This window comes from Aquimarina rubra, assembly GCF_042684305.1.
Classification (GTDB): Bacteria; Bacteroidota; Bacteroidia; order Flavobacteriales; family Flavobacteriaceae; genus Aquimarina; species Aquimarina rubra.
In genome coordinates this window covers 15,469-28,697 of record NZ_JBHULE010000004.1, presented here as the reverse complement: position 1 = coordinate 28,697, position 13,229 = coordinate 15,469, and the positions used below count along the sequence as shown (strand labels likewise).

At 33.1% G+C, this 13,229-nt stretch carries 15 protein-coding genes; 4 read left to right on the top strand and 11 right to left on the bottom strand.

The window, feature by feature from the left end; all coding sequences use genetic code 11:
• Positions 1 to 13: 13 nt before the first annotated feature.
• From ACFSR1_RS03650 to ACFSR1_RS03640, 3 genes are all read right to left on the bottom strand, one after another.
• A complete protein-coding gene (locus ACFSR1_RS03650; RefSeq protein ID WP_378289745.1) occupies positions 14 to 628 on the bottom strand; it encodes a M23 family metallopeptidase in 615 nt (204 codons plus the stop codon).
• Between the two features lie 60 nt (positions 629 to 688).
• Entirely contained in the window at positions 689 to 1,576 is an 888-nt protein-coding gene (locus ACFSR1_RS03645) for a 3-hydroxybutyryl-CoA dehydrogenase (protein WP_378289743.1), read from the bottom strand.
• Positions 1,577 to 1,699: 123 nt separating this feature from the next.
• Positions 1,700 to 2,668, bottom strand: a complete 969-nt coding sequence (locus ACFSR1_RS03640) for a Gfo/Idh/MocA family oxidoreductase (protein ID WP_378289741.1) — start codon at positions 2,666 to 2,668, stop codon at positions 1,700 to 1,702.
• Positions 2,669 to 2,812: 144 nt separating this feature from the next.
• Here ACFSR1_RS03640 and ACFSR1_RS03635 point away from each other — a divergent pair, with 144 nt between their 5' ends.
• Positions 2,813 to 3,460 carry a protein-L-isoaspartate(D-aspartate) O-methyltransferase gene (locus ACFSR1_RS03635; RefSeq protein WP_378289739.1) on the top strand — a complete coding sequence of 216 codons (648 nt, stop codon included), beginning with the start codon at positions 2,813 to 2,815 and terminating at the stop codon, positions 3,458 to 3,460.
• Between the two features lie 51 nt (positions 3,461 to 3,511).
• Positions 3,512 to 4,534, top strand: a complete 1,023-nt coding sequence (locus ACFSR1_RS03630) for an ankyrin repeat domain-containing protein (RefSeq protein ID WP_378289737.1) — start codon at positions 3,512 to 3,514, stop codon at positions 4,532 to 4,534.
• A 74-nt stretch (positions 4,535 to 4,608) separates the two neighbouring features.
• Here the strand turns inward: ACFSR1_RS03630 and smpB are convergent, their stop codons facing one another.
• A complete protein-coding gene (smpB, locus tag ACFSR1_RS03625) occupies positions 4,609 to 5,070 on the bottom strand; it encodes an SsrA-binding protein SmpB (protein ID WP_378289735.1) in 462 nt (153 codons plus the stop codon).
• A gap of 94 nt (positions 5,071 to 5,164) precedes the next feature.
• Positions 5,165 to 5,521, bottom strand: a complete 357-nt coding sequence (locus ACFSR1_RS03620; RefSeq protein WP_378289733.1) for a DUF3887 domain-containing protein — start codon at positions 5,519 to 5,521, stop codon at positions 5,165 to 5,167.
• Positions 5,522 to 5,751: 230 nt separating this feature from the next.
• Here ACFSR1_RS03620 and ACFSR1_RS03615 point away from each other — a divergent pair, with 230 nt between their 5' ends.
• Positions 5,752 to 6,504 carry a DUF6503 family protein gene (locus ACFSR1_RS03615; protein WP_378289731.1) on the top strand — a complete coding sequence of 251 codons (753 nt, stop codon included), beginning with the start codon at positions 5,752 to 5,754 and terminating at the stop codon, positions 6,502 to 6,504.
• On the opposite strand, the gene ACFSR1_RS03610 is transcribed toward ACFSR1_RS03615, so the two are convergent.
• The 6 genes from ACFSR1_RS03610 to ACFSR1_RS03585 all read right to left on the bottom strand — a co-directional run bounded on the left by ACFSR1_RS03610 (position 6,501) and on the right by ACFSR1_RS03585 (position 11,083).
• A complete protein-coding gene (locus ACFSR1_RS03610; RefSeq protein WP_378289729.1) occupies positions 6,501 to 7,022 on the bottom strand; it encodes a SixA phosphatase family protein in 522 nt (173 codons plus the stop codon). The two genes, ACFSR1_RS03615 and ACFSR1_RS03610, sit on opposite strands and share 4 nt — an antisense overlap.
• A gap of 2 nt (positions 7,023 to 7,024) precedes the next feature.
• Complete coding sequence (locus tag ACFSR1_RS03605; RefSeq protein ID WP_378289727.1) at positions 7,025 to 8,143, bottom strand: esterase-like activity of phytase family protein; 1,119 nt, start codon at positions 8,141 to 8,143, stop codon at positions 7,025 to 7,027.
• 72 nt (positions 8,144 to 8,215) lie between these two features.
• On the bottom strand, positions 8,216 to 9,481 hold the full coding sequence (locus ACFSR1_RS03600; protein WP_378289725.1) for a cellulase family glycosylhydrolase: 1,266 nt from the start codon (positions 9,479 to 9,481) through the stop codon (positions 8,216 to 8,218).
• A 286-nt stretch (positions 9,482 to 9,767) separates the two neighbouring features.
• A complete protein-coding gene (locus tag ACFSR1_RS03595) occupies positions 9,768 to 9,893 on the bottom strand; it encodes a hypothetical protein (protein WP_255424795.1) in 126 nt (41 codons plus the stop codon).
• Positions 9,894 to 9,948: 55 nt separating this feature from the next.
• Positions 9,949 to 10,434 (bottom strand): acyl-CoA thioesterase, encoded by a 486-nt coding sequence (locus tag ACFSR1_RS03590; RefSeq protein WP_378289723.1) that lies wholly within the window; start codon positions 10,432 to 10,434, stop codon positions 9,949 to 9,951.
• A 52-nt stretch (positions 10,435 to 10,486) separates the two neighbouring features.
• A complete protein-coding gene (locus ACFSR1_RS03585) occupies positions 10,487 to 11,083 on the bottom strand; it encodes a TetR/AcrR family transcriptional regulator (protein ID WP_378289721.1) in 597 nt (198 codons plus the stop codon).
• 173 nt (positions 11,084 to 11,256) lie between these two features.
• Here ACFSR1_RS03585 and ACFSR1_RS03580 point away from each other — a divergent pair, with 173 nt between their 5' ends.
• Positions 11,257 to 13,227, top strand: a complete 1,971-nt coding sequence (locus tag ACFSR1_RS03580; protein WP_378289719.1) for an endonuclease — start codon at positions 11,257 to 11,259, stop codon at positions 13,225 to 13,227.
• Positions 13,228 to 13,229: the final 2 nt, after the last annotated feature.

The following is a 13,229-nucleotide window of genomic DNA, read 5'->3' as shown; positions in this document are numbered from 1 at the left end:
TGGGCACGTTAAGTTAATTAGTAGTTATGAATTTGGTAGGATCCAGATAGCCTTTGCTATTTTCAGAATATCCACCTCCAATATCCATAAAGATATCATCTCTTAGTTCCAGATGCAAATGTGCATAATAAATACCATTGGCATTTCCTATAGTAGCAATGGTTTGCCCTTTTTTAACAAAATCCCCCTGTTTTATGTTTATGGTTTGGCAATGCGCATACACGGATTCATAATATCTATCCTTATATTGATGAATAATACGAATTACATTTCCCCAGCCACCGCCAATATCTTCTGAAAAAGATACATATCCATTAGCAATGGCATAGATCGGATCGCCAAGATCAGAATTACCGCCACCAACACCGTTCCAGTCATCACCTAGGTGGTTGTTTTCTTGAAATTTCTGCGCATTGTAATATCCATTCGCATTAGGTTTACCAACCGGAAAATCAAAACCTCTAGCAATAAACTCTTTATTTTTGCTAAAAAGGGAATCATATTTGGTGTACTTATCCTGATTTTCAATTGGTTCCTTTAGATAATTGGTTGTATTATTAGATATAAGTTGTTTTTTACTTGAAAAAGAAGTCAAAAAAATAATTATGATACCCCAAAGTATTTTCATGAATAAATTATTTTTCTATCAACTATCAACTATCAACTATCAACTACTAACTATCAACTACTAACCAAACTGTTTTGCTACTTTTTCAGCTTTTCTGCTTTCTGAGTAGTCATAAAAACCTTCACCACTTTTTACTCCGAGTTTGCCTGCCATTACCATATTGACTAATAATGGACAAGGAGCATATTTAGGGTTTTTGAAACCATCATACATCACATTAAGAATAGAAAGACATACGTCTAACCCAATAAAATCAGCTAATTGTAATGGTCCCATTGGATGCGCCATCCCCAATTTCATAACGGTGTCTATTTCGGCAACTCCGGCAACTCCATTATATAACGTTTCGATAGATTCATTGATCATTGGCATCAAAATTCTGTTTGCCACAAATCCGGGATAATCATTTACTTCTACAGGAACTTTTCCTAAAGTTTTAGACATTTCCATGATCGTATTCGTAACTTCATTAGATGTGTTGTATCCTCTAATAATCTCTACCAATTTCATAATTGGAACGGGGTTCATAAAATGCATACCAATCACCATATCCGGTCTATCGGTAACTGCTGCTATCTTAGTAATTGAGATAGAAGAAGTATTAGTAGCAAGAATAGTGTCTTCCGGACAAGCTTCACTTAGATCTTTAAATATTTTTAGTTTTAAATCAACATTTTCGGTAGCTGCTTCTACAACCAATCCTGCGTATTCAACTCCTTCTTTGATACTGGTATAGGTAGAGATATTTCCTAAGGTTTCTTCTTTATCAGCTTCAGAAATTTTTTCCTTAGCAATCATTCTATCAAGATTCTTAGTGATGGTTGCTAATCCTTTATCTAAAGATTGTTGAGAAATATCAATTAATTGAACTTTAAAACCTTTTTGAGCGAAGGTATGTGCAATACCATTTCCCATGGTTCCGGCACCGATTACTGCTACGTTTTTCATGTGTGTATGTGTGTTTTTTTTTGAAAAATTATTGTGGACTATCACATCGAGCGGAGTCGAAATGAATTAGATATATAGTGTGAGCATCTCTCGACTCCGCTCGAGAAGACGGTAACTATTCAATTAAGCCTTACGAAAACATGCTATGATCTGTAACGCTACTTCTAATGCTTTTTTACCTTGAGTTAAGGAAACGATTGGAGTTGTGTTATTATTTATGGCTTCTGCAAAGGTATCTAACTCATCCAGTATTGCATTATTCGAGGGAACTTCAGGGTTATCAAAATAGATCTGTTTTTTTACACCTTCTGCATTTTGCAAAATCATATCAAAATCACCTGGTTTTTCCGGAGCATCTTTCATCTTTACGACTTCACATTTTTTCTCGAAGAAATCTACAGAGATATAGGCGTCTTTCTGAAAAAACCTTGCTTTTCGCATATTCTTTAAGGAAATACGACTTGCGGTAAGGTTGGCAACACATCCATTTTCGAATTCAATTCTGGCATTAGCAATATCTGGGGTTTCGCTAATAACAGAAACTCCACTGGCGCTAATATTCTTTACATCAGAATGTACCACGCTAAGAATCGCATCGATATCGTGAATCATTAAATCTAATACAACAGGAACATCGGTTCCACGAGGATTAAACTCCGCCAGTCTATGCGCTTCGATAAACATTGGATTATCAATCTTATTAGCCACTGCGGTATATGCAGGATTAAAACGTTCTACGTGACCTACTTGTCCTTTTACGTTATGAGTTTTGGCCAATTCGATTAGCTTTTCTGCTTCCTCAACCGTATTGGTAATTGGTTTTTCTATAAAAACGTGTTTCCCGGCTTCTATAGCTTGTTTCGCAACTTCGAAATGTGCAAAAGTAGGTGTTACGATATCTACAACATCTACAGCATTAATTAATTCCTCAACAGAATTAAATAATTGGTAACCAAACTCTTCTGCAATAGCTTTTGCTTGTGTCTCGCTGGCATCATAGAAACCAACAAGTTCATATTTTTCGGATTGTTCCAGGAGACGTAGGTGAATTTTTCCAAGGTGTCCTGCGCCAAGTACTCCGGCTTTGAGCATAATTCAAGATTTTACACAAAAATAGTATTATTTATAAATTCTAAATCTTAATTCTATCTAAAATGTAAAATAATCAGTTTAATGCTAAAATTGTTCTTTATTCTTTAAAATCTTTATGTAATTTTAGCCTGTTAATCTACCCTAATGAAATCTAAAGATACACTAAAACATGCTGGTAAAAGAAAACAGCTAGTCGACATAATCATCGGCAAAGGAATTAAAGACCCATCGGTTCTTGCTGCTATTAGTAAGATACCTAGACATTTATTTATGGATTCTGGTTTTGACGATCACGCATATCAGGATAAAGCATTTCCAATTGGAGCTGATCAAACTATTTCTCAGCCATATACGGTTGCTTTTCAAACAGAACTATTAGAGGTAGAACGTGGAGATAAAGTATTAGAAATCGGAACGGGTTCTGGTTACCAAACAGCTGTTTTGTGTGAACTAGGTTGCAAGGTGTTTAGTATAGAAAGACAACAGGAACTGTTTAAAAAGACAAAGTTGTTTTTACCTAAGTTAGGATATCGCCCTAAACATCTATCTTTTGGAGATGGTTATAAAGGATTACCTGAATATGCACCATATAAAGGTATTATTGTCACTGCAGGAGCTCCATATGTTCCAAAGCCTTTACTGGCTCAGTTAGAAATAGGAGGTAGGTTAGTGATTCCTGTGGGTAATGATCCGCAGGTCATGACCTTATTTATTCGTAAAACTGAAACTAAATTTGAAAAACATGAGTTTGGGGAGTTCCGCTTTGTGCCTTTATTAGAAGATAAGAATTAAAAAGATTTGAATTTTTCATAATGTTTATTTTGAAAAGTTAAAACCTATTCGATGAAATATAATAATGAAATTACAAATGAATTATTTGAGCTTGTTGATAAAAGAAAATATACTCCTGATGATATTTCAAAGATTAAAATATTATTAGAACAAGGAGCTAATATTAATTATCAAGAATCTGATTATCCTTTTGAAACAATACTTTATAGAGTTATTTCTTCTTGGAAAGAAGATCAAAAACTTGATATTTTAGAACTCTTAGTATCATACGGGGTAGATGTAAATGTAAAGTGTGACATTTTTTACCCTATTGAGCAAGCAGCATTAAAAGGAGATGAAAATTTAGTGAAATATTTAGTTGAAAATGGAGCTAATGAAGGTTTACAGTCAGCTCTAAAAACAGCTATTGAACGTGATAATTTAAACATTGTTGAGTTTTTAATTAATACGGGTATTGATGTTAATTTAAATGAAGAATATAATACTCCTTTTTTGAATTTTTGCACTGAATCGTATCGAACGCGAGATAGGAAAAAAGAATACCATACATTACCTGGATTAATAAGTGCTCAATTATTAATCGATCAAGGTGCAGATCCAAATGGTATAGTAGGTTTATCTCCAACTCCTTTGCAAAATGCAGTTAATGAAGATTTTTCAGAATTTGTTGATTTGTTGTTTGATAAAGGAATAGAACAAATATCAGAAGATGATCCTGTACTTATTATGGTTCAATCATTAGAGTTAGCAGAAGTTCTTATTGATAAAGGTGCAAATATTAATGCTCATAGTGAAGAGTACAGATTATCAACGCCATTAATATCAAGTGTAAAAAAGGGAAATAAAGATTTGATTAGGTTTTTTATTGACTCTGGAGCAGATTTGTATTTAGCTGATGTTGATAACTTCACTGCGTTTCATCATGCTGTTCTATCAGAGGAGATGGAATTGATAAAATATTTAGTTAATTTTTATGACATTAAAAAATGTGATAAAATTAATTCACTTTTGTCTTTAGCAGATACTTCTACGATAAAAGAAATGATAAACGAGCTTTTAGCAGATGGAGAATAGAAAATGAAAAGAATATTCTATTCTAAAATAAAAATTAAATCCTTAAGTCGTAAACTCAGGTAGATTTATCTATTTTATTTATAGTCCTTTTTAATTCGATCCAAAGCACGCTTGTTGTCCCTATCTTTGATAGTTTCTCGTTTGTCATAAAGTTTCTTACCTCTGGCAAGCGCAATATCCAGTTTAGCCAAGCCACGATCATTTACAAATAATCGAGTAGGGATAATAGTTAGCCCTGAGTTTTTAACCTCTTTTTCCAGTTTTTTTAGTTCTTGCTTGTTTAGCAATAACTTTCGTTCGCTTTTTGGATTATGGTTAAAATAAGTAGCATGAGAATATTCTTCTATGTGCATATTAATCACAAAGAGTTCTCCGTTATTATGAAATTCGCAGAAACTTTCTGCTATACTGGCTTTCCCTTCTCTAATAGCTTTAATCTCTGTGCCAACGAGTTTGATTCCAGCGGTGTATTTATCCAAAAATTCGTACTCGAATTTGGCTTTTCTATTAAGTATATTGATTCTGTTCTGATTCATAATTTGTGTGCAAAAGAAGGTTTGCAAAGAGTACAAAAATACAAAAAGCTTTCCCTAAAGAAAGCTTTGTGATTTATATTATAGTAAAAACTTTTTAAGGTTCCTGAAATTGAATTGTTGCAATTTTACCATCAGCATTTAGTTTTAGTTCCATGACCAGGCTGATGTTATCAAAAGCCGCAGTATAACTGTTGATTCCTTCTGCTGATTCTATAAAAGTCAGTGTATTTAAATTTCCAAATTGAGAGTGGCATCCTTTAATAAAACGAGTAACTCCTTCTTTGGTCATTTCTTCCTGCATTTCTGCGGCGTATAAATCAAAGACTGCATCTATATTCTGCGCATTAAAATTTTCCTGAAAAGCTTTCGTTGTTTTTTCGTAGGTCGCAGCATCTTGTGCTAATAATGGTTGTGTTGCTATACAAACCAGAAGTAGTAAAATATATTTCATAGTATTCATAATGATTTAGGAATCGCAAAATAATTATCTTTTTGAAAATTTAAAAAAAAATAGGCTTAAAATTGGATAGTCTTTTGAAAGTTTTCTTATTGATAAATGACTAAGTGGATTCAATTATTTGATGCGAGCAGTATTAAATAATGTATGCTTTAGTTTAACAAAATTATTACAACTATTAGTGGTGTAACCATTATTTTAGTTTTCTGATTAATAGACAATTTATGAAGAAGTTTTTATTTTTAATATTGAGTGTGTTTTTGGCTTCTTTCACAACAATTTCCTTCCAGTTTTCTGCAGAACAAATTATTGACAGGGCTATTGAGAAAGCAGGAGGATCTAAGTTTGAGGAAGCAAAGATTCATTTTACTTTTAGAGGGAAAGAATATAGAAGCACACGTAATAATGGACGTTATCAATTAGAAAGATTAATAGCAGGTAAGGATGGCTTAGTTCACGATATTGTAAGTAACGATGGGTTATCCAGATCTATAGAAAATTGCCTTGTAAAAGTTGTGGATTCTATGGTTGCTAAAATTAGTGATGGCGTAAATTCTGTGCATTATTTTGCAAACTTACCCTATGGGTTAAATGCACCTGCCGTGAATAAAGAACTTATAGGTGAGTCTAAAATAAAAGGCTCATCTTATTATAAAGTTAAAGTTACTTTTGATCAGGAAGGTGGTGGAACTGATTTTGAAGATGAATTTATGTACTGGGTGCATAAAGAGAACTTTACTGTTGATTACCTGGCTTACAAATATGCAGTGGATGGAGGAGGTATTCGATTTAGAGAAGCCTATAATGCAAGAGTGATTAACGGAATTCGATTTGTAGACTACAATAATTATAAAGTGAAAGATCTCTCTACACCTTTATCTGAATTAGATGTATTATTTGAAAAAGAACAATTAAAACTACTGTCTAAAATTGAGTTAGAGAATATCTATGTTTATCTAGAAGAAGACTGTTGTTAATCAATATTAAGCACAGTATCTGTAATTACATCTCCCGTAATTTTGATAATAAAAAGTTTACTATAGTCTTTTTCATCGATGTCATCATATTTCTTTTGACCGATTATTTTATTGATAAATGCGGGAGTTGTATTACTATGCCCAACTATTACAGAAGTTTTTCCTGTTGTCTGTTTTTGAAACTCCTCATCATATAATTTTTTCGGGTCGTATTTAGTGACTTCAATATTTCTATCCTTAGCTATGGGTTCGGCAGTCTGTAATGTTCTGGCATATTTTGTACTATATACTTTGTCAATTTTAATATTAGCAAGTATATTAACAAGGTTTTCTGATCTTTTTTTTCCTGCTTCAGTTAGGTTTGGATTTCCGTTAGTAGGATCGCTAAGATCTTTTTCAGAATGTCTAACTAAAATATAGGTAGTAGTGTTTTTATTTTCTACAGTTTTCTTAGCACAGCCAGAGAATAAAACCAGAAGTAATACTAAAAGTGTAGTTGAAATATATTTAATTTTCATGACTATGGAGTATTAGAAAGTTCGAGTAATATCAATTGATTAATTTGTTCGGAAATGGGGTTGAAGTTATTATCAGATATTAGAATTAGTGATTGATTACCATTTGTTAATGTTGGACCAAACGTAATTCCTTCTATGTTATCTACTATTTGATCGGTTAGTTGATTTCTAATCGTTTCAAAATCAAAGAGCAATCGTTTGGTAGCGGATTGATATTTTTGGTTGTGTAAAGAATCGAAACTCAAAGTATTTGTTGCTTCTTGAATGTCACACAAATATAGTCTTACTGTATTTCCTTGTGTTCCATAACCTGCTGCATATCCTCGTTCAATAATAAGGAATTGATTTTCATTAAGTTGTAATAAGCTAGTTACACCATTTACTCCAAATTTATCTTTGGGGTCTTTAGTAAGTTTGTCAAGAGGATATGTAAATTGAAAATCTGCTTGATTCGTATTTGTACTAAAATGTGTAATCCTTACAGGAGCTCCGGATTCGTTAAGCGTAGGTTCTTTGCCATCATATTCTAACGGAAGTTCCATAGCTGCCCAATATCCTTTGTTATTTATATCATTTACTAACCCTTCGAAAACTCCGTTATGTCTGGGTTTGTTTTTTGAAACATTATCTACCAAGAAGTAGGACGGAAGTTGAAATATACTTTGATAATTTCCAGCAGCATCCGTAACAAAAATAGCAGGATTAAAATTGTTTTTGATGGATCCTTCGCTGGTAAATACGAATTTATTTTCCCTAAAAGTTCGGATAGCTTCCAGATCAGCTATGTTCTTATTTAAAAACTGATTATTTTGATCTTTAATTTTGATTAGTTGATCGAAGGTTACTGTAGTGAATTTATTATTTTCTATTGAAATAAATGCTTTGTAAAATCTTGGGTTTTTAGCATCATCGCAGACAATATAATATGCATTTTGTTCTTTATGGTATTCAATTCCAGAAAGTCCTCCAATTCGAGAGTCTTCAAAAATGGAATCGTTATAGATCACATATTCATCTAGATAATCAATTTTAAAAGGACTTTGGGTGATATTGGTACAGGAAGTCAAAATTTGACTTAGAATCAGTGCACAAATACAATGTAAAATGATTTTATTGATCATATGAAATAATAAAGCCTCTAATATAGTTCTTAGAGGCTTTACAAATATAAGTTTTATAAGATTTTTATGAATCTATAGCTTTATGAATTTTGTTGTAGTAGATGTGTTATTAGCTCCCACTTTTAAAATGTAGTTGCCTGAATGTAAGTTGTTAATGTTAACCTGCGGATGATCCTGATTCACACTTTTATAAAAAACAGATCTTCCACTCATATCATAAATAGTAAGATCATCAATCACGATAGTAGAATTTACTGATAGAACATCCTTCACTGGATTTTGGTCTAGTGAAAGTTTTACGTTATTAATCGTGAAATCATCAATACTTAAGGCTTCGGCCCTTGCAATTAGATGGTTTCTGATAAATATTCCTGATGTTGTTAAATTTCCGTTTATGAGTCCTTGCACACCCAAGCCAGGGCTCACAACACACGAATCTTCATTTTTGTGAGCAACGGTCCAGTTTACATAGCTGATATGATTCTCAATCATAAAATTTAGCCAGATTTCAGATTCTTGTGGATTGTATCCACCATTTCCGCTTGCATCAGTGGTTCCCCATTCTGTTACAAATAGTGCAATGCCATCATTCATTGCAGCTAATGCGCGATCTCTTAAAAATTGCTTATGTGTATTTGCATAGAAATGTAGCGTATATGCTAGATTAGGATCTCCGGTGATAGGATTTGCAGCAGCCTTATCTACATCCTGTGACCAGGTTGGGCTTCCTACAATGATTAAATTATCTGAATCTTTAGAGCGAATTCCGGCAATAACATCTGTAGCATAATTTTTAACATCGTTCCAGGATTGGTTAATGGGTTCATTGTAAATTTCATAAATAACATTGTCATAACTTCCGTACAATTCTGCCATTTCAGTAAAGAATGCTACTGCTTCATCTTTATATACTTCTGCTGCATGTGTGTGCCAGTCTATAATAACATAAACACCTTTAGCAATGGCTGCATCGATAACGGTTCTGATTTTAGCTTTTTGGGCTACAGTGTTATCAATATATCCGGTTCCTCCATCCCAAGTTTCTTTAACACCTAGAGCTGCTCTAATGATAGGGTTTTTCCAATCATCGGCTAGATGATTTACCGTTTGACTATTATAAAAATCACCGCCATCGCCAGCATTACTCCAGAATAAACTCATTCCGGCGAGACTTATCTTATCTCCGTTTTCTGCAGTTACATGGCTTCCGTTTACTTGTAATCTCCCATATTTTTGTACGACTGTCTGAGCGCATACCGAAGAATTGAAAATTGATATGACAAAAAGCGTACATATTGATAAGACAAATTGATTTTTAGATGTAAAGTTAAGTTTCATAATCTGAATTTGAGGAGTTTAGTAAATATCGTTTACACTGGTTGACCAGATTTTACAAAAACGTTGGAAGGTAGTATTTAGTATTATAAACAGAAGTTTTTCGACGAAATTAGAATTAATCAGGTTTAAAAAATAAAGTAAGGACAGTAAGGAGAGAATTTTCTGCTATTAGAAAGCACAATATTGAAGTGAAAAATAGCATACACAAAATTGACCTAATACAAGTAGAAACGAATAGTAGGCTTATGCTATTTTAGAGGAGTTTTTTGAAAAATATTTCTTAGTATTATCCTAATACGCCCAATTGCCATGCGACAATGGTCATAGAAAGAATAGCTATAATAAAAAATCCAATAAAAAAATATGAACTTCTCTTTTTTTGAGAGGAGCCAAGATCTCCAGAAGACTTCATACTGGTTAGGTTTTGTTGATTGATGTATATATAAGACTCTTCAGAAAAGGATATGTTACACTTTTTGTGGTTTTAATTGAGTAATTCTTTCGTTAAATGCTTTTTCTTCTAAAGGATTGAGTATAGAATTGAATAATTCCATTAGTTCGGGGGTGTGGTTCCAGCGTTTTTGTTTGAGTAAATTAAAATGTACAAAAGAACTCCACATCACAGCTTTTAACTCAGTTTTATCGTGATTCCACATACGGATTTCTACGTGTAATTCATTTTCGGTACAAGAGAAAAGTTGTGAATCAATAATAATATCTTCCATTAAAAATGCCGGGCGTAGATATGCAATTTGATTGGAGCCAACAACCCAACTAATGCCTTGTGTTTGAGCCATTTTAAAAAGATCCAGATTGTAGTAATTTATGATCTGATCTTCTCTTGCGTTAATCATATAATTAATATATTCTGCATTATTAAGATGATTAAAAGGGTCACAATGTTGAAATCTGATTTTAGCTTTACTTTCTAATATTTTCGGTAGTGTAGTCATAATGTTTTTATTTTTATACCAATCGGTATATTTTAGTTCAAAAAAAATGTTTTTAAATTTTTAGTTCATTCTGAATCATAGTGTCAATTTGATCCATTGTTTGCAATAGATAACTGTTATTTTCCATCGTATGGGTCATAAAGATCGCACCAATTATCATAGTATATAGCCGTTTTGCATAGAGAACGGAGTCAGTTTCCGGTATTATTTCTCCCTCTTGTTTTCCATCATCAATAAGACGGGCAACATTATTTTGTATTTTATCGATTGTGTATTGCACGTACTTGAAAAGAGCAACATTTTGATGTTTTGCATCGACGCCCATATTTAGTACAGGACAACCGCCCAACTCCTGGCTATAATTGTAGTAATTACGGTAGAAATCGGTAACTAAAAATAATTTTTCAATCGGAGAGTCACTAAGTGATTGATGATCGGTTATACGTCTTAGCATATTCTTTACTGTCATCGTAAAAGCAGCAATTGCTAATTCTTCTTTATTTTTAAAATTTCCATAAATAGCACCTTTTGTCAATCCGGTAGCTTTGGTAATATCACTCAAACTGGTCGCTGCATATCCATTTTTGTTAAAAATAGGAGCAACCGTCTGAATTATAAAATCTGTAGTTTTTTTAGCTTTGGTAAGCATTTATGAAAAAATTATACTTCAAATATAGTTAAATTATACCGATTGGTATAATTTATAATAGACTTTTAACATTGTGTAATGTTTTTTACTCTTTTTGATGAATCGAATTTTAATATAAAGATAACTTCATAAAATACAGATTATACCTATCTTGTAACGCTAATTTTATTGTTATGAAAAACACCTACCTTTTAGTTCTTACTATACTATTTTTTCAATTTTCTTTCGCACAGGTTGTGATTAATGAATTAGATTCGGATACTCCTGGTACAGATACACAAGAATTCATAGAATTAAAATCCGATACGCCTAATTTTTCTTTAGATGGATTAGTTTTAGTATTGTTTAATGGTTCTACTAGTGGAGGTGATTCCAGTTACTTTACACTCGATCTTGATGGTTATACTACAGATGCTAATGGGATTTTCTTAATAGGTGGCCCCGAAGTTTCACCGGTACCAGATTTCTTATTATTCGAAAATACTATACAGAATGGAGCTGATGCAGTGGCAATTTATTTAGGTAATGATGTCGATTTTCCGGAGGGTACAGAAGCAACTACAACTAATTTATTGGATGCATTAATACACGATACTGATGATCCGGATGATACAGGCCTTATGACTTTGTTAGGATTAATGGAACAAATCAATGAAGATGAAAATAACAATAAAACTACAGAATCTATTCAACGAAAAAATGATGGTACATACGAAGTAAAAACTCCGACGCCTGGAGCTCTAAATGATGGAAGTGGGGTTCAGTTTAATGGAATTTTAATTACTACTTCACAAGATCAATATGACGAAGGAGATAGTATTGATATTGTTTTTACCACTGAGACAAGTGTTACAAGCGACCTTACTTTTGATTTTATACTTACTAATCAAGGTTTTACTACTTCAGATTATTCAGGTAGTGTCTCTGTAACTATTCCTACAGGTACAAATACCACTACCAATACGATTCAGATTATTGATGACACAGATGATGAAGGAGATGAGGTTATGAAAATTGTTTTTGGGACCATTCCTTCAGGTTTTGTGCGCCTTAATGACAATAAAGAAGTACGAATTGTGGATAACGATTTTACGGTAGCTTCCTGGGGAACTCCATTGAATCCAACTTTTGGTAATGTTGTAAATACTGCACCGGTAAATTATTACGATCCTTTAGAAGGATTAGCAGATACTGCTTTGGTACAAGCAATTCAGGATATTGTAGCAGATCCTGCAACGGTAAGAACTCATTCTTATGCAGATATTGTTGAGATTCTGAGTAGTGCAGATCAAAGCCCGGAAAATAGTAATCAAGTTTGGTTATTGTACACAGAACAAAATCGTGCGAAGTTGGACTTTGCAGGATTTACAGATGCAAGTGATAGCTGGAATCGAGAACATACATATCCAAGATCGAGAGGAGAATTTGGAGACTACAGAGAATTTGATGACATAGCAGATGGTATGTCCGGATTTTTTACCACAAATGCGGATTCTTTGCGCCACGCTAATTCAGATGCACATGGTCTGAGAGCCACAGATTCTAATGAAAATAGTTCCAGAGGAAATAAACATTATGGAGAATACAATGGTCCAACAGCGAATCAAGGGAGTTGGAAAGGTGATGTTGCGAGAGGCATTTTTTTTCTTGTAATAAGGTATAATGCTTTACAAGTCGTTAATGGTTTTCCGGAAGATACGGACAATACAATTTCAGAACTTGGTGATTTAACCACTCTATTAGATTGGCATAGAAATGATCCTCCTGATGATTTTGAAATGAATCGAAATAATATTATTTATACCTGGCAATTTAATCGAAATCCATTTATCGATCAACCTAATTTGGTAGAGTATATCTGGGGGAATAATGTGGGACAGACTTGGTCTAATACGTTATCCGTAGATGAGAACGAAAAATCTGAAATTTCTATTTATCCAAATCCCGCCAATGATCATATCATAGTGTTTGCAAAAGGTAAGCAAGGAGAATTTGAGGTTTTTGATACACTGGGAAATAAATTGTTATCCAGTCAACCCTTCCAAGAAACTACCAGGGTTGATCTGAATCTATCTTCGGGATTGTATATGATGCGAATCAATTATAACAATACGTCAGTGGTCAAACGTATTGTGATTAAATAAGG